Consider the following 25,993-nt stretch of genomic DNA (forward strand, 5'->3'; position numbering starts at 1 on the left):
AGGAGCTGCGATGACCGATTCCGCCATGCCCGTGCTCGGGCTGATCGTGCCGCCCGCCGCCGGCGAGGTGCCGCCCGAAGGCCCGGCGCTGTACGACGGTCGCGCGCGCTTCATCGCCAGCGGCCTGGCACTGGCGGGCATCCATCCCGAAGGCTTCGACGAGGTGGAAGGGCGCATCGTCGACCTGGCCCGCGAGCTGAAGGCAGCCGGCGCGCAGGCCGTCTCGCTCATGGGCACCTCGCTCAGCTTCTACCGCGGCGCCGCCTTCACCGAGGATCTCCGTGCCCGGATGGCGGCCGCGACCGGCCTGCCGTGCACGACCATGAGCCATGCCATCGTGCGCAGCCTGCGCCAACTGGGCGTGCGTCGGGTGGCGGTGGCCACCGCCTACATCGACACGCTCAACGACCGGCTCGCCACCTACCTGGAAGGCGAGGGCTTCGAGGTCACGGCCATCCGCGGCCTGTCGATGACGGGCGTCGAGGCGGTCGGTCAGGTCGATGCCGGGACGCTCGCCCAGCTGGCCCGCAGCGTCAGCGTTGAAGGGCAGCCGGACGGCCTGCTCATCTCCTGCGGCGGCCTGCGCACGCTGGACCTGCATCCGCGACTGGAGCGCGAACTGGGCCTGCCCGTCACCTCCAGTTCGCCGGCCGGCTTCTGGGACCTGATGCGTACCGCCGGCCTGGATGCTGGCTCGCCCGGCCACGGCCGCCTCTTCGATGCCTGAGGGCCTTCAGCTGGACCTGGCCACGCTGCGCGTCGTGGTCACGGCGGCCGAACTGGGCTCGATCAGCGCCGCGAGCGACCGGCTGAACCTGGCCATCGCTGCCGCCAGCGCCCGCATCAGCGCGCTGGAGGAATCGCTGGGCCTGCGCATCTTCGAGCGCTCGTCGCGCGGCGTGCGGCTCACGCCCGCCGGGCAGATGCTGGTGCGCCGCGGGCGCGAGTTGCTGGCCGATGCCGACCGCCTGTCGCTCGACCTGCACGACCATGCCCGCGGCCTGCAGGGTCATGTGCGGCTGGCGGCCAACACCTCGGCGCTGGTGGAGGTGATGCCCGCCCACCTGCAGCACATGGCCCGCGCCCATCCGCTGATCCGCATCGACGTGGAAGAGCACGGCAGCCTCGACATTCCGCTGCTGCTGCTCGAAGGCCGCGCCGACCTGGGCATCGTGCACATGGCGCATGCGCCGCACGGCATCGCGCTGACCGACTGCTTTGTCGACACGCTGGTGCTGGTGGTGCCGCAGGGGCACGCACTGGCCATGCGCGAGGCCGCCGCGCTGGCGGATGCGCTGGACGAAGACTTCATCTCCCTGGGCGACGGCACCGCGCTCTCCAGCCGGCTGGCCGCCGCCGCGTCGGTGGCGGGCCGCCTGCTCAAGATCCGCATGCAGATGCGCAGCTTCGACGTGGTCTGCCGCATGGTGGCCGGCGGCCTGGGCGTCGCGGTGCTGCCGCGCGAGGCCGTGGCACCGCAGCTGGCCAGCCTGCCGATCCGCGCCGTGCCGCTGACGGACGCCTGGGCCGTGCGCACGCACCGCATCGCCGTGCGCGAGGGCGTCGAGCTGGCGCCCCCCGCGCGCACGCTGTTCGACGTGCTGGCCGGCCGCGCGCCGCGCCCCGCGTAAACCCTCGTCTTCGCGGATCGCGAAAGCGGCCTTCGCGCCGCGGCGTTGTGGCGGGCGGGGGCGGCTTCCTAGACTGGCCGCGTTCCCCCGAAGACCCGAAGCCAGGAGACACCGCCCCATGAAGATTGCCCGCGTCCACGCCACGCCGCTGAACCTGCCGGTCAGCGTCGGCCATGGCGGCCGCACCAAGACCACCTCGCTCTCGCTGTGCCTGGTCGACATCGAGACCGACGATGGCCGCATCGGCACCGGCATGACCGCCATCACCGAGGAAGAGGCCGTCGCCGCCATCGTCAACGAGGTGGTCGCCCATCACCTGGAGGGGCTGGACCCGCTGAACCACGAGCAGGTGTGGGAGCGGCTCTACTGGCTGCTCACGCCCCGCGGCCAGTCGGGCTATGCCAGCCACGCCATCGCCGCCATCGACCTCGCGCTGTGGGACCTGAAGGGCCAGGCCCTGGGCCAGCCCTGCTGGAAGCTGCTGGGCGGCGCACGCGCCCAGGTGCCGGTGTACGCCACCTTCGGCTTCGCCTTCTACGACCGCGACGAGCTGGCCCAGGCCGCGCGCGACTGGGTGGGCCGCGGCTTCACGCGCCTGAAGATGACGGTGGGTCACCACGGCCTGGCGCGCCGCGACGAGCCCCGGCCGCTCGACACGCTGATCGCCGAGGACGTGCAGCGCATCCGTGCCGTGCGCGAGGCCGTGGGCCCCGACGTCCAGATCTACATCGACGCCAACTGCAGCCTGGACTATTTCCACGCGCTGTCGCTGGCCCGCCGGGTGGAGGCCTTCGACATCGCCTTCTTCGAGGAGCCGGTGACGCAGAACGACATTCCCAACTTGGCCAAGCTGCGGGCCAAGACGGCGATCCCGCTGGCGGCCGGCCAGAACGAGGGCCATGCCAGCCGCTTCCGCGACATGCTGGTGGCGCAGGCGGTGGACGTGGTGCAGCCCAATGCCTGCATCACGGGTGGCTTCACGCAGTGCGCGCGCATCGCCGGCATGGCCGCGGCCTTCAACACGCGCTTTGCCAACGGCGGCGCCTGGCCGCACCACAACATGCACCTGCATGCGGGCCTGGCCAATGGCTCGCTGGTCGAGTACCACTCGGTGGCGGTCGAATGCTGCAAGCAGGTGTTCGACGGCCTGCCCGAGCCGCAGGCCGGCGTGCTGGACCTTCCGCAGGCGTCGGGCCTGGGCTTCGCGCCCAACCGCGAGCGGCTGCGCGAGCTGGCCAAGCGCCCGGGTTCGCGCGGTGCCGGAAAAGCGTGACATGAAGTGCCGTCGCATAGCCAGTTCCCCGAACGTTCGTTCCGCGTCCCCACACCGGTTCGAGACATTCGGGTGAACCGCGGCGCCTCAACCCGTTCGCCCTGAAACCGCGGCGCCCCGACCCGTTCGCGCTGAAACTGCGGCGCCCCAAGCCGTTCGCCCTGAGCCTGTCGAAGGGCAGAACGGCGCGCAGCCCAAGTCCGCGCCCGAACAAGAAAAGGAGACAACCATGACGACCCATCCATTGACTCGCCGCCACGCCTTCGCCCTGGCCGCCGCGATGCTGGCCGCCGCGCCGGCCGTGCAGGCGCAGTCCGGCACGTATCCCGAGCGCCCGGTGCGCCTGCTGGTCGGCTATTCGGCCGGCGGCGGCGTGGACGCCATGGCCCGGCTGCTCACGCCGCGCCTGTCCACGTTGCTGGGCCAGCAGGTCGTGGTCGAGAACCGCGCGGGCGCGGCCGGCCTGATCGCCGGCGACCTGGCGGCCAAGGCGCCCGCCGACGGCTACACGCTGCTGCTGGGCGACAGCTCCACGCTGATCGCGCAATACATGCAGCCGAAGATGTCCTTCGACCCCATCAAGAGCTTCGTGCCGGTGGCTGGACTGTTCACGCTGCCGCTGATCGTCGTGGCGGGCAACGACTTTCCGGCGAAGACGCCGCAGGAGCTGGTGGCCGCCCTCAAGGCCCGGCCCGGCCACTATTCCTTCGCCACCTCGGGCGTGGGCACGGTGCAGCACCTGGGCTTCGAGCTGTTCAAGGGCAAGACCGGCACCTTCGTCACGCACATCCCGTATCGCGGCGCGGCACAGATCGTGCCGGACGTGATCAGCGGGCAGGTGCCGCTGGGCGTCGTCAGCGCTACGTCGGCCCTGGCGCAGGCCAAGGGCGGACGGCTCAAGGCGCTGGCGGTGATGAGCCCGGTCAAGCTGGCGGGTGCCGAGGACGTGGCGCCGCTGGCAGCCGCCGTGCCGGGCTTCGATGCCGCGCCGCGCGTGTTCCTGCTGGCACCGGCGGGTACGCCCGATGCGGTGGTCGAGCGGCTGGGCAGCGCCGTGCGCACGGTGATGGCTGCGCCCGACCTGGCCCAGGTCGCTGCGCAGCAGGGCGCCGTGCCGGCCTTCGAGCCGCCGGCCGAACTGGGCCGCAGCCTCGTGCAGGAGTCGCAGCGCTGGGGCCAGCTGATCCGTGAGCAGAACATCGTCGCCCAATGAGCCCCCTTGCACCGTCGCCGAGCGGTTTGGCGCGGAGGACGTTCGCATGAGTGCGCCGGCCGCACTGGCGCGCATGACCTGCGTGGAGGACCTGCGCCAGGTGGCCCGCGCGCGGGTGCCGCGCATGTTCTACGAGTACGTCGATTCGGGCTCCTGGCGCGAATCGACCTACCGCGCCAACGAGCGCGATTTCCAGCAATTGCTGCTGCGCCAGCGCGTGGCGCGGGACATCTCGCAGCGCACCGTTGCCACCACGATGCTCGGCCATCACGTGGCCATGCCGGTGGCGCTGGCGCCGACGGGCCTCACGGGCATGCAGCATGCCGACGGCGAGATCCTGGCTGCGCGCGCCGCACGCGACTTCGGCGTGCCCTTCACGCTCTCGACCATGAGCATCTGCTCGCTGGAGGACGTGGCCGCGAGCACGGGGCGGCATCCCTTCTGGTTCCAGCTCTACGTGATGCGCGACCGTACGTTCATCGAGGCGCTGATCGAGCGGGCCAGGGCGGCCAACTGCAGCGCGCTCCAGCTCACGCTCGACCTGCCGGTGATGGGACAGCGCCATGCCGACATCCGCAACGGCCTGTCGGTACCGCCGCGGCCCACGCTGCGCAACCTGCTGGACCTGGCCCTGCGCACGCGCTGGTGCCTGGGCATGCTGGGCACGCGGCGGCGCAGCTTCGGCAACATCGTGGGCCATGTGAAGGGCGTGGACGACATGGCCTCGCTGGCCGCCTGGACCAACGCCCAGTTCGATCCCACGCTGTCGTGGGCGGACGTGGAATGGATCAAGCGCCGCTGGGGCGGGCCGCTGGTGCTCAAGGGCATCCTCGATGCGGAGGACGCGCGCCGGGCCGTGGACTGCGGCGCGGATGCGATCGTGGTCTCCAACCATGGTGGCCGCCAGCTGGACGGGGCGCCCTCCGCCATCCGCGCGTTGCCCGCCATTGCCGATGCCGTGGGGCGGGAGACCGAGGTCTGGCTCGACAGCGGCGTGCGCAGCGGCCAGGACGTGCTCAAGGCCCGGGCGCTGGGCGCCCGCGGCACGATGATCGGTCGCGCCTTCCTCTACGGGCTCGGGGCCTTCGGCGAGGCGGGCGTCACGCGGGTGCTGCAGATCATCCGGCGCGAACTGGACCTGACCCTGGCCTTCTGCGGCCGCACGCACATCGACGACGTGGATGCGTCGATCCTGCTCGGGCCGCAGCGTACCGGCCCCTGGGACTGAGGGCGGCCACGCCGGCGAGCAGGGGCCGCGTCAGAGCCCCAGCGTGTCGAACTGCGCGTAGACCTGCACCAGCCAGCCCTTGACGCGCTGGCGCTCCAGCAGGCCGAGGGCCTCGGGGCCGGTCTTGTCGTTCACGGCCTTCCAGAAGCTCGTGTTGTTGGCGTCGATCTTGCGCATCGTCGCTTCCTGCAGGCGGGGCAGGGTGATGAACTGGGCGCCGTGCTCGCGGGCCTTGATCTGGGCGGGGGAGCCGTCCAGCGTCGAGAAGTCGCTGCCGCGGCCCTGGTTCTGCACCACCACGTAGCGGGCGCGCGTGCCGTAGGTGTCGACCAGGCGGCCCAGCATGTCGGTGGAGTCGCGGCCGTCGTCCATCACGTGCCAGAACACGACCGGAATCTCCAGTTCGTCGAACACGTCGAAGAGCTGCGATTCGTCGATCCAGCGCGCCAGCGGTGCCTGCGTCTGCGCGGCCAGGTCGACGATCACGCTGCGCTCGGGGTGCTCCTCGAAGCCGTTGACCACCGTGTCCAGCCCTTCGAAGCTGTCCACTGCCACCGGCGAGGCGAAGCCTTCGTAGAAGCGGGTGAAGGAGTTGTGCGAACGGTCGGTGTCGAAGCCGATGAAGGGGCGGCTGCGATCGATGAAGTACTGGGCCAGCAGGCGCGAGGTGACGGACTTGCCGACGCCGCCTTTTTCGCCACCGATGAAGTTCAGGGTGCTCATGTGCAGGAGGGGAGGTGGTGGAGAAGATGCGCGCCGCGCGGTGCGGAAGCCGGGTTTGCACGGGTTGCGCGGCGCATTCTAGAAAGCGGTCTGTGTCGATGGTGTGCAAAGACGGCCGGCGCGAAGGGTCGGCGCGGCGCCCGCGCTCAGCGCGGCACCATCGCCAGCAGCGGCCCCAGGTTGCCCATCAGCCAGTTCTGGCTGAAGTCCAGCGCGGCGCGGCGGTATTTCTCGTCGGCCTGGGCGGCCAGCAGATCGAGCCGCGCCACCACCTTCGACAGTTCCCGGTCCACCACCAGATTGCGGCCCCGCTCGCTGATCTCGGTGGACAGCAGCAGCGGCTGGCCGTCGGCGCCGGTGCGCGAGCTCAGCAGCCACAGCGAGATCTCGAAGTTGCGCGCGGCGCGGAAGGCGTTTTCGGCGCTGACGCCGTCGATCATGGTCTGCCGCCAGGTGTCGCCGTTGGCCTGCTTGAGCATGGCGGCCCAGCCGACGACGAGTGCCGCCACGCGGTCGCCGGCGTAGGTCTCGGGCGGCGCAAAGGCCAGGCGCACGGCCTCGATGCCGGTGGCGCCGCGCAGCCAGGGCAGCGGCGGGCCCTGGTCGATGGCCTGCCAGGTGCGGGCCACGGCGTCATCGGCGCTCGCGGCCCATTTGCGCCATTCGCGCGGATTGCGGCGGTACAGCGACAGCTGGACCCGGCGCACCGATTCCAGGTTGTCCCGCAACGCGAGGTTGGCCACGCGGTTGGCGCCGGACTCCATCCATTCGCCCTGGGTGTAGGGCTCGGCGCGCTTCGTGTCGTGGAACATGCCGCAGCCGGCGAGCAGGGCGCAGGCACCGATCAGGCCGGACAGCAGCAGGTGCCGCGCGGGCATGGGCGCGAGGGAGGCGGGCAGGGGAAGGCGCATGGGCGCACGTTATCATCCTGCCCTTGCGCGGCAAGGCACGGCCTGCGCACTTTCTCCTTGAATATCAACATCTTGGCCTTGCTGCCCGTCTGCGGTGCGTCTCAACTCCATCAAGCTTTCCGGGTTCAAGTCCTTCGCTGAGCCGACCAACTTCATGCTCCCGGGCCAGCTGGTGGGCGTGGTGGGCCCCAACGGCTGCGGCAAGTCCAACATCATGGACGCGGTGCGCTGGGTGCTGGGCGAGTCGCGCGCCTCCGAGCTGCGCGGCGAGTCCATGCAGGACGTGATCTTCAACGGCACCACCAGCCGCAAGCAGGCCAGCCGGGCCAGCGTCGAGCTGGTGTTCGACAACGCCGACCACCGTGCGGGCGGCCAGTGGAGCCAGTTCACCGAGATCGCGGTCAAGCGCGTGCTCACGCGCGACGGCAACAGCAGCTACTTCATCAACAACCAGCCGGTGCGCCGCCGCGACGTGCAGGACGTGTTCCTGGGCACCGGCCTGGGCCCGCGGGCTTACGCCATCATCGGCCAGGGCACGATCAGCCGGATCATCGAATCCAAGCCCGAGGAACTGCGGCTCTTCCTCGAAGAGGCCGCCGGCGTCTCCAAGTACAAGGAGCGCCGCCGCGAGACCGAGAACCGCCTGTCGGACACGCGCGAGAACCTGACCCGGGTCGAGGACATCCTGCGCGAGCTCAACGCCAACCTCGAGAAGCTGGAGAAGCAGGCCGAGGTGGCCGCGCGCTACAACCAGCTGCAGGCCGAGGCCACGCGCAAGCAGCACCAGCTGTGGTTCCTCAAGCGCGCCGACGCCGAGGCCGACCAGCTGCGCGTGCAGGCCGAGGGCCGCCAGGCCGTCAACGACCTCGAATCGCGCATGGCCGACCTGCGCCACATCGAGGCCGAGCTGGAGACCATCCGCCAGGCCCACTACGGCGCCGGCGACCAGGTCAACCAGGCCCAGGGCAAGCTCTACGAGGCCAGCGCCGAGGTGGGCCGGCTGGAGGGCGAGATCCGCTACGTGGTCGAAGGCCGCCAGCGCGTGCAGCAGCGCCTGGCCCAGCTGGCCGAGCAGATCCAGCAGTGGGACACCCGCCGCGCCGATGCCGAGGTCGAGCTGGAGAACCTGGCCGGCGCGGGCATGGACGCCGAGGAGCAGGCCGCCATCCTGGCCGCGCAGCTGGAAGAGCAGGAAGCCCGCCTGCCCGAGCTGGAGGACGCCCGCCAGCGCGCGCAGGAAACGGCCAACGCCCAGCGCGGCGCGGTGGTGCAGGTGCAGCAGCAGATCCAGGTGCTGGCCGCCGACCAGCGCAACATCGACGACCAGGTGCGCCAGCTCAGCCAGCGCAGCGACCGCCTGCGCGCCGACCGCCAAGCACTCAACGCGCCCGACGAGGCCAGGCTGGAGGCGCTGCGCGAGGAATTCGCCATGGCCGAAGAAGCGGCCAGCGAATCCGAGGCGCGCCTGATGGACTTGCAGGAACGCGTGCCGCAGCTGGACGACGACCGCCGCGCCCGCCAGCAGGCCGTCAACACCGAAGGCGCGCGCCAGGCCGAACTGTCCGCCCGGCTGGAGGCGCTGCGCGCCCTGCAGGAGAAAGTGAAGACCGACGGCAAGCTGCGCCCCTGGCTCGCCAAGCACGGCCTGGATGGACTGCAAGGCCTGTGGAGCCGCCTGCATGTGGAGCCCGGCTGGGAGGCCGCCCTCGAAGCCGCCCTGCGGGACCGAATGGGCGCGCTGGAGATCTCGCGGCTGGAAATGGCCCGTGCCTTCGCCAACGACGCGCCGCCGGCCAAGCTCAGCTTCTACACGCCGCCATCGGCGCCGGCCGCCGCCGCTCCAGGCGCCATGCCCTGCCTGGCCGACCTGCTGCGCCTGCACGACGCCGGCCTGCAGTCGCTGCTGGCCGACTGGCTGCACGGCTGCTTCACCGCCGCCAGCCTGGACGAGGCCCTGGCCGCCCGCGAGCGCCTGCAGCCCGGCGAGGCCATCTACGTGGCCGCCGGCCACGTCGTCACGCGCCACAGCGTCGGCCTCTATGCGCAGGACTCCGAACAGTCCGGCCTGCTGGCCCGCCAGCAGGAAATGGAGAACCTGGAGCGCGAACTGCGCGCCCAGGCCCTGATCGCCGAAGAGGCCCGCACGGCCCTCGTGCGCGCCGAAAGCGCCTATGGCGAGGCAGCCGGCCGCCTGGTCGGCGCACGGCGCGAGGCCGACCAGACCCGCGCCCGCGCCCACGAACTGCAGGTCGAGACGCTGCGCCTGTCGCAGCAGGCCGAGCAGGCCCGCGCCCGCAGCGAACAGCTCAATGCCGACCTGGGCGAGGTCGAGGCCCAGCTCGAAGAGCTGCAGGAGCGCCGCGTCGCCGCCGAGGCCCGCTTCGAGGAGCTGGACCTGCAACTGGCCGACAGCCAGGAGCGCCATGCCGAGCTGGAAGAGCGCGTCATCGAGGCCAGCCGCAAGCTGGACGCCGCCCGCGAGCAGCACCGCAGCCTGGAGCGGCAGGTGCAGGAATCCACCTTCTCCCAGCGCACGCTGGAGGCGCGCCGCGCCGAACTCGGCCGCGGCATCGACACCGCCCGCCAGCAGACCGTGGCCCTGGCCGACGAGCGTGAGCGGGCCGAGGGCGAACTGGCCCGCCTGTCCGACGCCGCCGCGCAGGCCGGCCTGCAGGACGCGCTCAACCTCAAGGCCGAGCGCGAAGCCGCGCTGGGCGCCATGCGCAGCCAATACGACGACCTGACGCAGAAGCTGCGCGCCAGCGACGAGCGGCGGCTGCAGATCGAGCGGGCGCTCGACCCGCTGCGCCAGCGCATCACCGAGATGCAGCTCAAGGAACAGGCCGCGCGCCTGGGCCTGGAGCAATACGAACAGCTGCTGGTGGACGCCCAGGCCGACCGCGAGGCCATCGCCGCCTCCATCGAGGCCGACAAGGTGCGCCTGACCGGCCTGCAGGGCGAGATCGACCGCCTGCACCGCGAGGTGGCCGGCCTGGGCGCCGTCAACCTGGCGGCGCTGGATGAACTGACCAGCGCCCGCGAGCGCAAGACCTTCCTCGACGCCCAGTCGGCCGACCTGAACGAGGCCATCACCACGCTGGAAGACGCCATCCGCAAGATCGACGGCGAGACGCGCGAACTGCTGGGCGGCACCTTCAACACCGTCAACGAGCACTTCAGCCGCATGTTCCCGGAGCTGTTCGGCGGCGGCAATGCGCGGCTGATCATGACCGGCGACGAGATCCTGGACGCAGGCGTGCAGGTCATGGCCCAGCCGCCCGGCAAGAAGAACCAGACCATCCACCTGCTCTCGGGCGGCGAGAAGGCGCTGACGGCCATCGCGCTGGTGTTCGCCATCTTCCAGCTCAACCCCGCGCCCTTCTGCCTGCTGGACGAGGTGGACGCACCGCTGGACGACGCCAACACCGAGCGCTATGCCCGCCTGGTGTCGGCCATGAGCCGCGGGACGCAGTTCCTCTTCATTAGCCACAACAAGATCGCCATGGAGATGGCGCAGCAGCTGATCGGCGTGACCATGCAGGAGCAGGGCGTCTCGCGCATCGTGGCGGTGGACATGGAATCCGCCGCCGGCATGGCCGAAGTCGGCTGACGCGCGGCACCGTCCGCGCGCATTACAACAAGAACACGGAAGAGCAATCCCAATGAGCAATCTCACGATCGCCGTGGCCATCGCCGGCGGCCTGGTGCTGGCGGCCCTGATCGCCTACAACACCTGGACGCTGCGCCGCAACGCCCCGCGCCAGCCCGAAGGCGAAGGCCCGCATTCCGGCGTGGCGCCGCTGGATGGGGCGCAGGGCGGCCCGGACGATCCGGTGCTGCATGCGGACCCGAACGACGTGCATTCGGCCGACCGGCACGAGCCGCTGTTCGACCCCGACCTGCCGCCGCCCACCGGCCAGCCCGGTGCGGCCGCGCTGCTGGGCAGCCGCCGTGGCGGGCTCGATCCGCTGATCGACGTGATCGCGCCGGTGGCGCTGGAAAGCCTGGTCTCCGGGGCCGCCGTGCTGGCGGCCACGCCCGCCACGCGCCGCGCGGGCAGCAAGCCCATCGCCGTCGAGGGGCTGCGCGATGGCGCCGCCGAATGGGAGCCGCCCGTCGCCAGCGCCCGCTACCGCGCGCTGCAGATCGGCGTGCAGCTGGCCAACCGCACCGGCGCCCTGAACGAGATCGAGTATTCGGAATTCGTCGTCAAGGCCCAGGCCTTCGCCGATGCGCTCAATGGCGCGCCCGAGTTCCCCGAGATGCTGGACGAGGTCGCCCGCGCCCGCGAGCTGGACCAGTTCGCCAGCGCGCACGACGCGCAACTGGCCTTCGTGCTGCGCGCCCGTCACGCCGCCTGGAGCCCCGGCTACGTGCAGCAGAACGCCGCGCGCCTGGGCTTCGTGCCCGGCATGCTGCCCGGCCGCATGGTGCTGCCCAACACCGATGCCGGCGCGCCGCCGGTGCTCGGCCTGGTCTTCGACACCCAGGCCGCGCTGGCCGACGACCCGGCCCAGTCCGCCATCCGCGAGCTGATGCTGAGCCTGGACGTGCCGCAGGTCGACCGCGCGCTGGAGCCCTTCGCCCGCATGCGCGAGATCGCCGAGGCCCTGGCCCGCGAAATGGACGGCGTGGTCACCGACAGCGACGGCCAGCCGCTGCGCACCGAGACGCTGGATGCCATCGGCCAGGATCTGGAGCAGCTCTACGACACGCTGGACGGCCGCGAGCTGTCCGCCGGCTCGGCGCTGGCGCGCCGCCTGTTCTCCTGATCCGCACACCGACCGCGATGACCGACACCGTTCCCGCAGCGGTGGCCCAGGAGGCCGCCGAGCTGCGCATTGCCCTGAACCATCACGCGCACCAGTACTACGTGCTGGACGCGCCGCAGATCCCGGACGCCGAATACGACCGGCTGTTTCGCCGCCTCTCCGAGCTGGAGGAGGCGCATCCTGCACTGCGTACGCCCGACTCGCCCACCCAGCGCGTGGGCGGCGCGGTGCTGCCTTTCTTCGCCAAGGTGCGGCACCAGGTGCCGATGCTGTCGATCCGCACCGAGACCGACATCGAGGCCAGCGGCGCCGAAGCCTTCGACGCCCGCGTACGCCGGGAACTGGGCCTGGCTGCCGACGCGCCGGCCGTCGAATACGTGGCCGAACTCAAGTTCGACGGCCTGGCCATCAATCTGCGCTACGAGAACGGCACGCTGGTGCAGGCCGCCACCCGCGGTGACGGCGAGGTGGGCGAGGACGTGACGCAGAACATCCGCACCATCGGCCAGATTCCTTTGAAGCTGCCGAAGGATGCGCCGCCCGTGCTGGAGGTGCGCGGCGAGGTCTACATGAAGCGGGCCGACTTCCACCGCCTCAACGAGCGCCAGCGCCAGAAGATCGAGGCCGGCCAGAAGAACGAGAAGACCTACGTCAACCCGCGCAATGCCGCGGCCGGCGCGGTGCGCCAACTCGACCCGGCCATCGCGCGGCAGCGGCCGCTGTCCTTCTTCGCCTACGGCTGGGGCGAGGTCACGGCGGTGGAGCAGGGCGGCCCCGACTTCGGCACCCAGTACCAGGCGCTACTGACGCTGCGCTCCTGGGGCTTTCCGGTGTCGGACCGGACGCAGGTCTGCAACGGCCCGCAGGAGCTGGCCGAGTTCCACCGCCAGGTGGGCGCGCTGCGCGACCAGCTGCCCTTCGACATCGACGGCGTGGTCTACAAGGTGAACAGCCTGGCGCTGCAGCGGCAGCTGGGCTTCGTCTCGCGCGAGCCGCGCTGGGCCGTGGCCCACAAGTACCCGGCGCAGGAGCAGATGACTCGCATGCTCGACATCGATGTGCAGGTGGGCCGCACCGGCAAGCTCACGCCGGTGGCGCGGCTGGACCCGGTGTTCGTGGGCGGCACCACGGTCTCCAATGCCACGCTGCACAACCTGTTCGAGCTGCGCCGCAAGGAGCTGCGCGTGGGCGACATGGTGGTCATCCGCCGCGCGGGCGATGTGATTCCCGAGGTGGTCGGCCGCGTCCCGCCGGCCGGCGTGGCGACAGCGCGCGCCGAAGGCACGGCCAGCGAGGCGGCCATCGACCAGGCAGTGGGCGAGGGCGAGAGCCACCGCCTGCCCCCACGTGACCCCTACGTGCCCAACTTCCGCATGCCGCGGCAATGTCCGATCTGCGGCAGCGCCGTGGTGCGGGAGAAGGGCGAGGTCAACCACCGCTGCTCGGGCGGCCTCTTCTGCGGGGCACAGCGTAAACAGGCCATCCTGCACTACGCCCAACGCCGCGCCGTGGACATCGAGGGCCTGGGCGAGAAGCTGGTCGACCAGCTGGTGGACGCCGGCATCGTCAAGACGCTGCCCGACCTCTATCGCATCGGCCTGACGGCGCTGGCGGCGCTGGACCGCATGGCGGAGAAGTCCGCCCAGAACGTGCTGGAGGGGCTGGAGGCGTCCAAGACGACCACGCTGCCGCGTTTCCTGTACGGCCTGGGCATCCGGCATGTGGGCGAGACCACGGCCAAGGACCTGGCGCGCCACTTCGGCCGGCTGGACGGCATCATGGACGCCAGCGTCGAGCAGCTGCTGGAGGTGAACGACGTCGGCCCCATCGTGGCCGAGGCCATCCGCACCTTCTTCGACCAGCCCCACAACCGCGAGGTGATCGAGCAGCTGCGGGCCTGTGGCGTGCAGTGGCCGGAGGGCGATCCCGCCCCGCGCGCGGCGCTGCCGCTGGCGGGCAAGACCTTCGTCATCACAGGCACGCTGCCTACGCTCTACCGCGAGGACGCGAAGGAAAAACTCGAGGCGGCTGGCGCCAAGGTGGCCGGCTCGGTGAGCAAGAAGACGCACTATGTGGTGGCCGGCGAGGCGGCGGGCAGCAAGCTCGACAAGGCGCGCGAGCTGGGCGTCGAGGTGCTGGACGAGGCGGGCATGCTTGCGCTGCTGGCGGCCGGCTGAGGGCTTGGGGTGGCACTGACGACGCGCTGACTCTTACGGCGTGTTACGCCCACGCAGGGACCCTGGCGTCGGCACCCGCGCTCCAACCGCGTTGTGTACCCATGGCTTCGGCCAGGAGGAAAACTCGATGACGACGACATTCAGACGTGGAGGGGCGGCCCTGCTGGTGGCGGGCGCGGCCCTGGTGCTGGGCGGCTGTGCCGCCTACGAAGAGCCGGGCTATGCCACCTACCCGGCCTATCCGGGGTACTCCACCTACCCGGCCCAGCCCTACTACGGCCAACCGGCGGTGGTCCCTGGCGGTTACGTGGGCGTGGACGTCTACCGCGACCCCGGTCCCCGCTACTGGGATCGTCGGCCGGTGGCCCCCTATCCCTACCCGCCAGCCTACGGGCGGCCGGGGTGGAACGACCGGGACAGGGACCATGACCGAGGCCGCGGCTGGCGGGGAGCACCGCCGCAGGCGCAGTTGCCCGGCGCCGTTCCGGTGGTGCCGCCACGCGGCCCCGGTGCCGGCCGGCCCGGCGGGCCCCACGCCGTTCCCTTCGGCGACCCGCGCGTGGGCACCGGTACGGTCATCCCTCCGCCGAAGCAGGACTCGGGCAACACGCCCTGAGCGTCGCGCGCCCCCGGCCTGTGGCCGCGCGGCGCGTCCACAATGGGCTGATGACGATCCGCGAAATCCTGAAGATGGGCGATCCCCGACTGTTGCGCGTCGCGCAACCGGTCGGCGCCTTCGATACCGACGAACTGCACCTGCTGGTGCGCGACATGTTCGAGACCATGCATGCCGTCAACGGCGCCGGCCTGGCGGCCCCGCAGATCGGGGTGGACCTGCAACTGGTCATCTTCGGCACCGACCGCCCCAATCCCCGCTATCCCGAGGCGCCAGTCGTCCCCCGCACCGTGCTGCTCAACCCGGTGATCGAGCCACTCGGCGACGAAGAGGAGGAGGGCTGGGAGGGCTGCCTGTCCGTGCCGGGCCTGCGCGGCGTGGTGCCACGCTGGCAGCGCATCCGCTACAGCGGCTTCGATCCCTACGGCGATCCCATCGACCGCATGGCCGAGGGCTTCCATGCCCGCGTGGTCCAGCATGAATGCGACCACCTGATCGGCAAGCTCTACCCGATGCGCGTGCGGGACTTCACCCGCTTCGGCTTCACCGAGGTGCTGTTCCCCGGCCTGGACGCGGCCGACGACGATTGAATCGTGCGGCCCGGCCGCTCAGTTGAAGCGGCCGCCGGCGCCGATGCGGCCGCCGCCGATCATGGCGCTGGCCAGCGCCGCCACCAAGAACATGCCCTGCAGTTCCAGCGCCCAGCCCCCGGTGCCGTTGAACTTGCCCAGGTCGCCCATGTGCACCAGCCAGATCGCCACCACCATGTTGATGGCCACCACGAGCGCCGCGGGCCGGGTGAAGAAGCCGACGATCAGCAGCACCGGCGCGACGATCTCTCCCACGAACACCAGGTAGGCCAGCACCGAGGGCACGCCCTGCGACGCCAGCATGTGGCCGATACCGTCCACCCCCTTGGGCAACTTGGCGATGCCGTGCAGCAGGATCAGCACGCCGAGCGTGGCGCGCAGGAGGAACTTGCCGATGTCGTCGGTACGGTTCATGGAGGCGGGGGAAGAAGAGACTGAGGAAAAAGATGGCCGCAGAGGCCGCGAGCGCGCGATGTTAGCGGCGCGCGTCACCGTGCCATGGGGTCAGGGCCGCACGACTTCCAGAAGCCGGTCCAGCCCGCCTTCGTTGATCGCCACCATGGCCTGCTCGCGCACCTTCGGCTTGGCATGGAAGGCCACCGACAGGCCGGCCTCGCCCATCATCGGCAGGTCGTTGGCGCCGTCGCCCACGGCGATGGTCTGCGCGGGCGAAAGGCGCAGCAGCGAGGCCACTTCCAGCAACGTACGGCGCTTCTCGGCGCCGTCGCAGATGTCACCCCAGTCCTGCGCACGCACGCGGCCCGTCAGCCGGCCGCCGTCTTCCTCCAGCAGGTTGGAGCGTGCGAAGTCGATGCCCAGCCGGGCCTTCACGCGGTCGGCGAAGAAGGTGAAGCCACCCGACACCAGCAGCACCTTGAGCCCCGCCTCGCGGCAGGCGCCCACCAGCTCGGGCGCGCCGGGCGACAGGCGCAGCCGCTGGTCGTAGACCTCCTGCAGCGCGCCCACCGGCACACCTTCGAGCAGGGCGACGCGGCGGCGCAGGCTTTCCTTGAAATCCTTGATCTCGCCGCGCATGGTGGCCTCGGTGATGGCCGCGACCTCCGACTTCTTGCCCGCCGCATCGGCGATCTCGTCGATGCACTCGATGGTGATCAGCGTCGAGTCCATGTCGAAGGCGATCAGGCCGAAGTCGGCCAGCTTCAGCGGCCCGGGGATGTGCCGGACGACAAGGCCTGGCGAGATGGATGGCGTGGAAACGGCGACAGTCATGGCGTCGATTTTCTCATCGCTCTCCCCGGAGGCCGGCGTCGCAGCGCGCTGCGACGGGCCTCGCCGCGATGCTGCAGGACGCGGTGGCTTACTGCGGCACCAATCCCGCTGCCTTCACCAGCTGCGCGTGCAGCTTGATGTCGGCGGCGATGATGCGCTGCAGTTCCTCGGGCGAACTGGGGGCGACCTCGATGCCGTTGGTGGCCAGCTTGGCCTTGAGGTCTGCATCCAGTGCGGCGCGCACGGCTGCGTTGAGCTGGTCGATGAGGGGCCTGGGCGTGCGGACCGGGGCCAGGATGCCCACCCAGGCCGAGAGGTTCAGGTCGGGGATGCCGCTTTCGGCCATGGTCGGCACATTGGGCAGCACGGGCGAGCGCTGCGGGCTCAGCACACCCAGTGCGAACAGCTTGCCCGCCTGCACATGCGGCAGGGCTTCGGGCATGACGGCGAACATGCCGTCCACGCTGCCGGCCAGCGTGTCGTTGATGGCGGGCGCGCCACCCTTGTAGGGCACGTGGAGCATCTTCGCGCCGGTGCGGGTCTCGAACATGAGCGCACCCAGGTGCTGGGGGCTGCCGTCGCCCGACGACGCGTAGGTGAGCTTGCCCGGCTCCGCCCTGGCGGCGGCCAGGAAGGCCGCGACGGTGGGGTACTTGGCCTTGTCCTTCACGATCAGCACCATGGGCTGGTTCACGATTCGCGAGATCGGCGCGAAGTCGGCCTCGGGGTCGTAGGGCAGGGTCTTGAAGACGCTCTTGTTGGTCGTGAGGAAAGAGGCGGGAGAGACGGTGAGCGTGTAGCCGTCCGGCGCCGCGCGGGCCACCGCAGGCATGCCGATCTGCCCCGACGCCCCCGCGCGGTTGTCGACCACGAAAGGCTGGCCGAGCGCCGCGCCGAGCTTCTGGCTCACCTCGCGCGCGATCATGTCCGCGCTGCCGCCCGCGGGCAGGCCCACGATGACCTTCACGGGGCGGTCGGGGTACTTGGCCTGCGCAAACGCCCGGCCGCTGGCGGCCAGCGTCCCCAGTGCGCCCGTGAACATCAGGGCTTGTCGTCGGGTCTGCATCGCTTCTCTCTCCGTTGTGTTTTGGAACGGTGAGTTTTAGCAAGCCCTGTGCCGATGCAAGCTTTCGCGCAGCCGACCCGGCGGACGAAAGCGACTGGCCACCCGACTCCTTCAGGGCTCGGAGCGGCCCGAGCGCCCCTCAGGCCGCCACCGCCTCGGTCTTCGGCTGCCCCAGCGAGCGCAGCACGTCGCGCACCATCTGCGCCCGGTCCTTCGGGTCCTTCAGCTCGCGCTCGATGCGCAGCTTGTCGTTGCCGGCCAGCTTGATGTGCTTGTTCTTCTGGATCAGCCCGATGATGGCCATCGGGTCGATGGGCGGGTTGGGCTTGAAGCTGATGTTGATCACGCCGGGCGCCGCGTCCACCTTGGTCACGCCATAGGGCCGCGCCAGCACGCGCAGGCGGTGCACGTCGATCAGCGTCTGCGTCTGCGGCGGCAGCTTGCCGAAGCGGTCCACCAGCTCTTCGAGCAGGGTGTCGATCTGGTCCGTCGTCTTGGCCGTGGCCAGCTTCTTGTAGAAGGACAGGCGCAGGTGCACGTCGCCGCAGTAGTCGTCGGGCAGCAGGGCGGGGGCGTGCAGGTTGATCTCGGTCGTGGCCGACAACGGCGCCAGCAGGTCGGGCTCCTTGCCGGCCTTGAGCGAGGCCACGGCCTCGGCCAGCATCTCGTTGTAGAGCTGGAAGCCGATCTCCATCATGTTGCCGCTCTGGTGCTCGCCCAGCACCTCGCCGGCGCCGCGGATCTCCAGGTCGTGCATGGCCAGGTAGAAGCCGGAGCCCAGCTCTTCCATGGCCTGGATGGCGTCCAGCCGTTGGGCGGCCTGCTTGGTCAGGCCCTCGATGTCCGGCACCATCAGGTAGGCATAGGCCTGGTGGTGGCTGCGGCCCACGCGGCCGCGCAGCTGGTGCAGCTGCGCCAGGCCGAACTTGTCGGCCCGGCTGATGACGATGGTGTTGGCGCTCGGCACGTCGATGCCGGTCTCGATGATGGTCGAGCACAGCAGCAGGTTGAAGCGCTGGCCCACGAAGTCGCGCATGACGCGTTCCAGCTCGCGCTCGGGCATCTGGCCGTGGGCCACGGCGATGCGCGCCTCGGGCAGGATCTCCTGCAGCTTCTGGCGCCGGTTCTCGATGGTCTCGACCTCGTTGTGCAGGAAGTACACCTGCCCGCCGCGCTTCAATTCGCGCAGCACGGCCTCGCGGATCACTCCGGTGCCCTCGTTGCGCACGAAGGTCTTGATGGCCAGGCGCCGCTGCGGCGCGGTGGCGATGACCGACAGGTCGCGCAGCCCCTCCAGCGCCATGCCCAGCGTGCGCGGGATGGGCGTGGCGGTGAGCGTGAGCACGTCCACCTCGGCGCGCATGGCCTTCATGGCCTCCTTGTGGCGCACGCCGAAGCGGTGCTCCTCGTCGATGATGAGCAGGCCCAGGTTCTTGAACTTGACGCTCTCGCTGAGCAGCTTGTGCGTGCCCACGACGATGTCCACGCTGCCGTCGGCCAGGCCCTTGGCGGCGGCCGTGATCTCCTTGGCGGAGCGGAAGCGGCTCATCTCGGCCACCTTGACCGGCCACTTGGAGAAACGGTCGACCAGCGTCTGGTAGTGCTGCTCGGCCAGCAGCGTGGTGGGCGCCAGGAAGGCCACCTGCTTGCCGCCTGTGATGGCCACGAAGGCCGCCCGCAGCGCCACTTCGGTCTTGCCGAAGCCCACGTCGCCGCAGACCAGACGGTCCATCGGCTGGGGCGAGACCATGTCCTGGATCACGGCATGGATCGCAGCCTTCTGGTCGGCCGTCTCCTCGAAGCCGAAGTCGTTGGCGAAGACCTCGTAGTCCGCCGCCTGGAAGCGGAAGGCATGGCCCTCGCGCGCGGCGCGGCGGGCGTAGATGTTGAGCAGCTCGGCCGCGGCGTCGCGCACCTGCTCGGCGGCCTTGCGCTTGGCCTTGTCCCATTGGCCGCTGCCCAGCTTGTGCAGCGGCGCCTCGTCGGCGCTGACACCGGTGTAACGGCTGATCAGGTGCAACTGGCTCACCGGCACGTAGAGCGTGGCCTTGTCGGCGTACTCCAGGTGCAGGAATTCCTGCATCAACGGCTTGCCGTCCGGACCTGTGCCCTGGCCCAGGTCCATGTTGACCAGGCCCTGGTAGCGGCCGATGCCATGGGCGCTGTGCACGACCGGGTCGCCCAGGGCGAGTTCAGAGAGGTCCTTGATCAGCGCGTCGACATCGCTCGTGGCCTCCTGCCGCTTGTTGCGGCGGCGGCCGCTGCCGGTGCCGGTGGCGAAGAGCTCGGTCTCGGTGACGAAGTCGATGCCGGCCTCGTTCCAGGCAAAGCCCGCGGCCAGCGCGGCGGTGGCGATGCCGATCTTCTCGCTCGCCTCGGCCTCGAATTCGGCCAGGGTGTCGAAGGCCGGCGGGCTGACGCCGCTGGCGCGCAGGAAGTCCAGCAGGCTCTCGCGCCGGCCGGCGGTCTCGGCCAGCAGCAGCACGCGGTGGCGCGTGGTCCGGATGTGCTCCTTGAGGCGGGCGAGCGGGTCGTCGGCGCCGCGCACGGCGGCCATCGGCGGGAGTTGCGCGAATTCGGGGAAGGCTTCGACAGGCTCAGCCTGAGCGGATGCAGGCCGCAGCGACAGTTGGCGGTGCGGCTTGGTCTGGCCGTAGAACTGCTCGGCATTGAGGAACAGCGCCTCGGGCGGCAGTACGGGCCGCTCCGGGTCGCCGTGGGCCAGGCGGTAGCGCTCGCGCGTGTCCTGCCAGAAATGCTGGAAGGCGGCCTCCAGGTCGCCGTGCAGCACCAGCGTGACGGAAGAAGGCGCATCGCCGTCCCGGCGGTCCGCACCAGCACCGGCCAGATAGTCGAACACCGTCGCCGTCTGGTCGAAGAACAGCGGCAGGTAGTACTCGATGCCGGCGGTCGCTACGCCGTTGCCCATGTCCTTGTAGATGCGGCTCTTGGTCGGGTCGCCTTCGAGCAGCTCGCGCCAGCGGCTGCGGAAATGCGCGCGGGCGTCGTCGTCCATCGGGAACTCGCGGCCGGGCAGCAGGCGCACCTCGGGCACGGGGTACAGACTCCGCTGGCTGTCGGGGTCGAAGGTGCGGATCGAGTCGATCTCGTCGTCGAACAGGTCGACGCGGAAGGGCTGCGGCGAGCCCATCGGGAACAGGTCGATCAGCCCGCCGCGCACCGCGTATTCGCCGGGGCTCACCACCTGCGTCACATGGCTGTAGCCCGCCAGCGTGAGCTGGGCCTTCAGGCGCGCCTCATCCAGCTTCTGCTTGGTGCGGAAGTGGAAGGTGTAGCCGGCCATGAAGCCCGGCGGCGCCAGGCGATACAGCGCCGTGGTCGCCGGCACCAGCACCACGTCCACCTCCTTCTGCAGGATGCGCCACAGCGTCGCCAGGCGTTCGCTGATCAGGTCCTGGTGCGGCGAGAAGCTGTCGTAGGGCAGCGTCTCCCAGTCCGGGAAGACGGCGCAGCGCAGCTCGGGCGCGAAGAAGGCCAGTTCGTCCGTCAGGCGCTGGGTGTCGGTGGCGTCCGCCGCGAAGATGGCGGTCGTGCGGCCGGCCGACTTTTCGCGCAGTGCCAGCCGAGCGAGCAGCAGTGCATCGCTGGAGGAGGGCGGACGGGGAAGGGTGAAGCGTTTGCCGGGGGAGAGGGCGGGCAGGTCCATGCGGGGGCGGCACCAAAGGCAGACCCTCCCGGCCGCAACGGCGGGGAGGGCGAAGCGCGCAATTTTAGAATGCGGGGCTTTTCCCTGGACGGGGCCGGCCCGGTCGCCGCTCCGTCCGCGCAGAACCGGTCGACTCCCTCCATCCGATTCGCGCTGAGCTTGTCCACGTGCCGTGCCCGCGGCGCCCCATCCCACTGTTGCCCGTCCCGTTCCCGCCCGCCTCGCCCATGCCCTTGCCGCCGCCGCGCCTGTTCGTGCTCATCCCCTGCGCCGGGACGGGCTCCCGCTCCGGCGCCGCCGGCCCCAAGCAGTACGAGCCGCTGGCAGGACGGCCGCTGGTGGCGCACACGCTGGACGTCTTCCGCGCCCTGGGCGACCGGCTGGCGGCCATCGCGCTGGTGGTGGCGCCCCAGGACGAGCGCATCGCGCAGGTGCTCCCGGGCTTTCCGGGCCCCGGCGAATGGCTGCTGCGTGCCGGCGGCGCCACGCGGGCGCAGAGCGTGGCGCAGGGCCTGACCGCCCTGCGCGAGCAGGCCGGCGCGCTGCCGCACGACTGGGTGCTGGTGCACGACGCTGCCCGCTGCCTGCTGCAACCCACCCAGGTCGATGCACTCATCGGCGCCTGCGAGCACGACGCCGTCGGTGGCCTGCTGGCGCTGCCGCTGCCGGATACGCTCAAGGCCGCCACGGCCGACGGCCGCGTGGCCGGCACCGTGACCCGCGCCGACAAGTGGCTGGCGCAGACGCCCCAGATGTTCCGCATCGGCCTGCTGCAGGAGGCGCTGGCGCGCATGGGCGACGCGGTGACCGACGAATCCAGCGCCATCGAAGGCCTGGGCCTGACGCCGCGGCTGGTGCCGGGCAGCGCCCAGAACTTCAAGGTGACCTTTCCCGAAGACTTTGCCGTGGCGGCAGCGGTGCTGGTGGCCCGCGGCGGCACGGCCATGCCATGACGAGCCCCCATCCGATGACCCACGCCGCCGACTTCGACTTTCCCTTCCGCATCGGCGAGGGCTGGGACGTGCACCAGCTCGCCGCCGGCCGCAAGCTCATCCTGGGCGGCGTGGAGGTGCCCCACACCGTCGGCCTGCTGGGCCATTCCGACGCCGACGTGCTGCTGCATGCCATCACCGACGCGCTGCTGGGCGCGGCGGCCCTGGGCGACATCGGCCGGCACTTTCCGGACACCGACCCGCAGTTCCGCGGCGCCGACTCGACCGTGCTGCTGGCCGAGGCTGCGCGTCGCGTGCGCGAGCGTGGCTGGGCGATCGGCAACGTGGACAGCACCATCGTGGCCCAGGCGCCCAAGCTGGCGCCGCACATCCCGGCCATGTGCGCCCGCATCGCCGAGGTGCTGGCGCTGGCGCCGGGCCAGGTCAACGTCAAGGCCAAGACGGCCGAGAAGCTCGGCCCCGTGGGCGAGGGCCGGGCGATGGAGGCGCGCGCGGCGGTGATGCTCTACCGCGCGCCTGCCGCGACTGCCGGGATCAGCGGCAGCTGAAGTTCGCCGCGTCCTCGATGCTGCCGCTGCCGTTGTAGCGCGCCTGCTTCGGATAGGCGCACAGCGGGCGCGTGCGGCCGGGCCAGGTCACGTCCGGGTTCTCGGGCCGGGCGCGGGCCACGATGCGCTCGGGCGGCTGTCCCTTCTCGACCCAGTTCACCAGCGCCGTCAGGCCGCCGTACTGGTCGGTGGCCGGGCCGCCGCTGCAGTGGGCCATGTTGGGCACCGTGAACAGCCGGGCCATGCCGTCGGTGGCGGCGCCGTAGCGCTGGCGCAGCTGGCCGAGGTAGCGCACGGTGTCGGTCACCGAGAACACCGGGTCGCTCACGCCGTGGAAGAACAGGAGCTTGCCGCCATGGCGGGCATAGGCGTCCACGTCGGGCGAGTCGGCAGCCACCATGCGCATGGCGGACTCGCGGAAGGCGCCGTCGGTGGCGTACACCTTGGCCGTGTCGCGCTGCGGATCGAAGCCCATCGCATAGGCCCAGAAGTCGCTCGTCACGGTGGGCGGCGTGGTGAAGAACATGGCCAGCCCACCGGTCATCAGCGTGAGGTTGCGGGCGTTGGCCGGGCCGCTCGTGGCATCGCCGAACTTCCAGCGCGTCCAGTCGGCCGAATGCAGGCCGGCGTCGAACACCCAGTCCGAATAGACGGGCTTGCCCTGCGCATCGAGGGCGCCGGCGAAGGAACGCTGCAGCGCCTCGACCTGCGCCGGGCCCAGGCAGGCGTCCGTCTTGGCGCCGGTGCAGCGCAGCACCTCGGGCTTGAAGTGGCAGGCCGGCCAGTTGTTGACCATGCCGTCGGCGAGGCCGTCCAGCGCATCGCACTGGCGCAGCACCTCGCGCGTGAGCAGCTTCATGTCGCCGGGCGAGAAGGCCTTGGACAGCACCGGCCGGCCGTCGGGGCCGGGCGGTGCCTGCTCGGCCGCTGCACGAGCATAGAGCTGCGTGTCGTACACCGCCTGTACCGAGGCCAGCGGCACGCGGTAGGCCGGTGCCGAGGCGATGACGCCGTCGAACATCTCCGGGTAGCGCTGCGTCATCATCATGGCCTGCCGCCCGCCGTTGGAGCAGCCCACGAAGTAGGAGCGCTCCGGCGCCTGGCCATAGTGCGCGCGGATCAGTGTCTTGGCCACGCGCGCCGTCTGCGCCATCGAGTTGTAGCCGTTGTCGGCGCGGGCCTGCGGGTCCAGCCCGAACTGGTAGGGGCCGTTGGGGCCAGGCTCGTTGAGGTGGCCGGTGTCGGTGAAGACCACCGCATAGCCCTGCATCAGCGCATTGCTGGTGTTGCCGCCGCCGGTGAGCACGCCGATGGCATCGCGCAGCACGCCGTCGGTGCCGCCGCCGCCCTGGAAGAAGAAGCGGCCATTCCACTGGGCCGGCAGGCGCAGGTCGAAGCCGATGGCGTAGGGCTTGCCATCCAGGCCGGTGCGCTCGGCGATCCTGCCCTGCACATGGCAGTGGGCGGGCACCGGCGCGGTGGAGCCGGGGGCCCCGGGCTGGATGCCGGTGAGGTTGATGGTGCCGGCGGCGACTTCCTCGGCCAGCGTGAGCCTGGCCCCAGGGGGCATGGCCCGCGCGAGCTGGGCGCAGGCAAGCGGCGTCATCGCTGCTTGTGCCGCAGGCGGTGCGTCGACCGGGCTGCCGCAGGCGCTCAGCAGCACGGCGCCCGCAGCCGCCCCGCCGAATCCGACAGGGCGGCGCACGGCTCAGTCCGCCTTGAAGCCGGTGGCCTGCACGGCCTTGCCCCAGGTCACCGTGTCGGCCGCGATGATGTTGCCGAACTCCTTGGCCGTGGTGCCGGTCACGCTGAAGCCGGCGTCTTCCATGCGCTGCTTGCCGTCGGCGGACTGCATGGCGCGGCGGATGTCGGCTTCCAGCTTGGCCAGCACCTCGGGCGGCGTGCGGCTGGGCGCCACGATGCCGAACCAGGACTGGAACACCAGCTGGCCGTAGCCCTGTTCCTTGAAGGTGGGCACGTCGGGCAGCAGCGCGGCGCGGGTCTCGCCGCTGGCGGCCAGGGCCACCAGCTTGCCCGCCTTGACGTTGGGCGCGGCCAGGCCGACGCTGGCGAAGGCGCCGGCCACGTCGCCACTCATCAGGCCGGCCAGCGCGTCGCCGGTGTTGCGGTAGTGCACCGCCTCGGGCTTCACGCCGATGGCGTCGCCGAAGATATAGGCGCCGAAGTGCCCCGGCGTGCCGGCGCCAAAGGTGCCCATGAACAGGCCCTTCTGCTGCCGGCTCCAGTCCACGAACTGCTTGACGTCGCGCGCCGGCACCTTCTGCGGGTTGACCACCAGCATGAAGTTGCTGGTGACCACCTGGCTCACAGGCGCGAAGTCCTTCTTCGGGTCGTAGGGCAGCTTGGTGTAGCTGCTGGGGGCGATCGACAACTGGCCGGTCTCGCCCAGCATGAGGGTGTAGCCGTCGGGCTGGGCGCGCGCGGCCTCGCTGGCGGCGATGGTGCCGCCGGCGCCGGGCTTGTTGTCCACCACCACGCCGACGCCGTTCCAGCCCTCGGAGAGCTTCTGGGCCAGCAGACGCGCGACGATGTCCGGGCCGGTGCCGGCCGGGAAGCCCACGATCAGCCGCACCGGCCGGCTGGGATAGGCGGCGCTTTGCGCATGGGCGCCGGTCCAGGCGGCGGCCAGGGCGGCCGTGGCGGCGAGCAGGCGGAAGGACGTGCGGAATCGGGTCATGGGAGTCTCCTTGGTAGTGTTCTTGGTGAGGGCGGGAGGGCGGCGGCGAAGCCCATGCTGCGGCGCGAGCGTGTCGAGCAGGCCGGTCCAGGGCACGCGTGGAACTGGCTCGGCCGGCATGGGGGGTGGTTCACGTCAGCACGAAGAAGCGCATGGCCACTTGAGCCGGATGCCGCACGCCGCTGCCGACGAACAGCCGCTCGGTGATCCAGCGCAGCGCGGGCGAATCGGTCTCGAAGCTCGGCGTGCAGCGGAAATACACCTCCGACGGCTGCACCGGCTCGCCGCGCATCAGGCGGGCCATCACTTCGGGCGCGGCGGCGCGCACGGCGTGGTTCTGCACGTAGATCAGGTCGCCGGCGTCGGTCTCCATGCCATAGCGCGCATCGAGCACCGAGCAGCCTTCGGTGGCGAAGAGCTGGAAGTCGGCGCCGCCCGGCAGCACCCGAGCCGTCCAGCCATCGCCGCGCGCGGTGCCGCCGAGGATCGGCACCACCCGGCGCAGGCCCTGCGCGCCGCGGCCGAGCACCAGCGGCTGGCCCACGTCCACCGCCACGTCGGCGAAGTGTGCCAGGGAGGGCGGGGACAGGGGATCGTTGTCTGACATCATCATTTGTCTAGCGTAAGTCCCGTGGCGGCGGCGCCTCGTCATCCCAGAAGATGACGGACTTCCCCCAATGCCGCCGCCCTCCCGCCT

The 25,993-nt window shown here is 70.9% G+C and carries 21 protein-coding genes; 12 read left to right on the forward strand and 9 right to left on the reverse strand.

The annotated features are described in order from the left end of the window. Positions 1–10: 10 nt before the first annotated feature. From L0984_RS00420 to L0984_RS00440, 5 genes are all read left to right on the forward strand, one after another. Positions 11–727, forward strand: a complete 717-nt coding sequence (locus tag L0984_RS00420; protein WP_234191830.1) for an arylmalonate decarboxylase — start codon at positions 11–13, stop codon at positions 725–727. Further along, positions 720–1,631, forward strand: coding sequence for a LysR substrate-binding domain-containing protein (locus tag L0984_RS00425; protein ID WP_159444729.1), 912 nt, complete (start codon positions 720–722; stop codon positions 1,629–1,631). The genes L0984_RS00420 and L0984_RS00425 overlap by 8 nt, the downstream gene beginning before the upstream one ends. Positions 1,632–1,749: 118 nt before the next feature. Further along, positions 1,750–2,904: a mandelate racemase/muconate lactonizing enzyme family protein gene (locus L0984_RS00430; protein ID WP_234191831.1), complete on the forward strand. Its 1,155-nt coding sequence runs from the start codon at positions 1,750–1,752 to the stop codon at positions 2,902–2,904. 229 nt (positions 2,905–3,133) lie between these two features. Next, positions 3,134–4,117, forward strand: coding sequence for a Bug family tripartite tricarboxylate transporter substrate binding protein (locus L0984_RS00435; protein WP_234191832.1), 984 nt, complete (start codon positions 3,134–3,136; stop codon positions 4,115–4,117). A 46-nt stretch (positions 4,118–4,163) separates the two neighbouring features. Continuing rightward, positions 4,164–5,345, forward strand: a complete 1,182-nt coding sequence (locus L0984_RS00440; RefSeq protein WP_304305912.1) for an alpha-hydroxy acid oxidase — start codon at positions 4,164–4,166, stop codon at positions 5,343–5,345. 30 nt (positions 5,346–5,375) lie between these two features. On the opposite strand, the gene L0984_RS00445 is transcribed toward L0984_RS00440, so the two are convergent. Together L0984_RS00445 and L0984_RS00450 are read right to left on the reverse strand one after the other, a co-directional pair. Next, complete coding sequence (locus L0984_RS00445) at positions 5,376–6,068, reverse strand: mobilization protein (protein WP_234191833.1); 693 nt, start codon at positions 6,066–6,068, stop codon at positions 5,376–5,378. A gap of 146 nt (positions 6,069–6,214) precedes the next feature. Then, on the reverse strand, positions 6,215–6,979 hold the full coding sequence (locus tag L0984_RS00450; RefSeq protein WP_234191834.1) for a hypothetical protein: 765 nt from the start codon (positions 6,977–6,979) through the stop codon (positions 6,215–6,217). Positions 6,980–7,073: 94 nt separating this feature from the next. Between L0984_RS00450 and smc the strand changes: the two genes are divergently transcribed. The 5 genes from smc (at position 7,074) to def (ending at position 15,134) form a co-directional block, all read left to right on the forward strand. Beyond that, positions 7,074–10,589, forward strand: coding sequence for a chromosome segregation protein SMC (gene smc / locus L0984_RS00455; protein ID WP_234191835.1), 3,516 nt, complete (start codon positions 7,074–7,076; stop codon positions 10,587–10,589). A 52-nt stretch (positions 10,590–10,641) separates the two neighbouring features. After that, positions 10,642–11,751, forward strand: coding sequence for a cell division protein ZipA C-terminal FtsZ-binding domain-containing protein (locus tag L0984_RS00460; RefSeq protein ID WP_234191836.1), 1,110 nt, complete (start codon positions 10,642–10,644; stop codon positions 11,749–11,751). Positions 11,752–11,768: 17 nt separating this feature from the next. Then, a complete protein-coding gene (gene ligA / locus L0984_RS00465; protein WP_234191837.1) occupies positions 11,769–13,928 on the forward strand; it encodes an NAD-dependent DNA ligase LigA in 2,160 nt (719 codons plus the stop codon). Between the two features lie 127 nt (positions 13,929–14,055). Continuing rightward, the gene (locus L0984_RS00470) at positions 14,056–14,544 is read left to right on the forward strand and encodes a hypothetical protein (RefSeq protein WP_234191838.1); all 489 of its coding nucleotides are present in this window, start codon (positions 14,056–14,058) and stop codon (positions 14,542–14,544) included. 50 nt (positions 14,545–14,594) lie between these two features. After that, entirely contained in the window at positions 14,595–15,134 is a 540-nt protein-coding gene (gene def, locus L0984_RS00475) for a peptide deformylase (protein ID WP_234191839.1), read from the forward strand. A gap of 18 nt (positions 15,135–15,152) precedes the next feature. Here def and L0984_RS00480 read toward each other — a convergent pair whose 3' ends face one another. The 4 genes from L0984_RS00480 to mfd all read right to left on the reverse strand — a co-directional run bounded on the left by L0984_RS00480 (position 15,153) and on the right by mfd (position 21,097). Next, positions 15,153–15,548 carry a DoxX family protein gene (locus L0984_RS00480; protein WP_234191840.1) on the reverse strand — a complete coding sequence of 132 codons (396 nt, stop codon included), beginning with the start codon at positions 15,546–15,548 and terminating at the stop codon, positions 15,153–15,155. Between the two features lie 90 nt (positions 15,549–15,638). Further along, positions 15,639–16,364 carry a phosphoserine phosphatase SerB gene (gene serB, locus L0984_RS00485; RefSeq protein WP_234191841.1) on the reverse strand — a complete coding sequence of 242 codons (726 nt, stop codon included), beginning with the start codon at positions 16,362–16,364 and terminating at the stop codon, positions 15,639–15,641. Between the two features lie 88 nt (positions 16,365–16,452). Further along, positions 16,453–17,430 carry a Bug family tripartite tricarboxylate transporter substrate binding protein gene (locus tag L0984_RS00490; RefSeq protein WP_234191842.1) on the reverse strand — a complete coding sequence of 326 codons (978 nt, stop codon included), beginning with the start codon at positions 17,428–17,430 and terminating at the stop codon, positions 16,453–16,455. A 139-nt stretch (positions 17,431–17,569) separates the two neighbouring features. Next, on the reverse strand, positions 17,570–21,097 hold the full coding sequence (gene mfd, locus L0984_RS00495) for a transcription-repair coupling factor (protein WP_234191843.1): 3,528 nt from the start codon (positions 21,095–21,097) through the stop codon (positions 17,570–17,572). A 227-nt stretch (positions 21,098–21,324) separates the two neighbouring features. On the opposite strand from mfd, the gene ispD reads away from it, so the two are divergent. Continuing rightward, on the forward strand, positions 21,325–22,050 hold the full coding sequence (ispD, locus tag L0984_RS00500; protein WP_234191844.1) for a 2-C-methyl-D-erythritol 4-phosphate cytidylyltransferase: 726 nt from the start codon (positions 21,325–21,327) through the stop codon (positions 22,048–22,050). Positions 22,051–22,064: 14 nt separating this feature from the next. Beyond that, positions 22,065–22,598: a 2-C-methyl-D-erythritol 2,4-cyclodiphosphate synthase gene (gene ispF / locus L0984_RS00505; protein WP_234191845.1), complete on the forward strand. Its 534-nt coding sequence runs from the start codon at positions 22,065–22,067 to the stop codon at positions 22,596–22,598. On the opposite strand, the gene L0984_RS00510 is transcribed toward ispF, so the two are convergent. From L0984_RS00510 to L0984_RS00520, 3 genes are all read right to left on the reverse strand, one after another. Further along, positions 22,585–24,204 (reverse strand): tannase/feruloyl esterase family alpha/beta hydrolase, encoded by a 1,620-nt coding sequence (locus L0984_RS00510; protein ID WP_234191846.1) that lies wholly within the window; start codon positions 24,202–24,204, stop codon positions 22,585–22,587. The genes ispF and L0984_RS00510 overlap by 14 nt on opposite strands. A 102-nt stretch (positions 24,205–24,306) precedes the next feature. Further along, positions 24,307–25,296 (reverse strand): Bug family tripartite tricarboxylate transporter substrate binding protein, encoded by a 990-nt coding sequence (locus tag L0984_RS00515; RefSeq protein ID WP_234191847.1) that lies wholly within the window; start codon positions 25,294–25,296, stop codon positions 24,307–24,309. Positions 25,297–25,426: 130 nt separating this feature from the next. Continuing rightward, positions 25,427–25,903: a DUF3237 domain-containing protein gene (locus tag L0984_RS00520; protein ID WP_234192742.1), complete on the reverse strand. Its 477-nt coding sequence runs from the start codon at positions 25,901–25,903 to the stop codon at positions 25,427–25,429. Positions 25,904–25,993 lie beyond the last annotated feature (90 nt).

Origin of the sequence: Pseudacidovorax sp. NFM-22, assembly GCF_021401245.1 — a bacterium.
Taxonomy (GTDB): domain Bacteria; phylum Pseudomonadota; class Gammaproteobacteria; order Burkholderiales; family Burkholderiaceae_C; genus Xenophilus.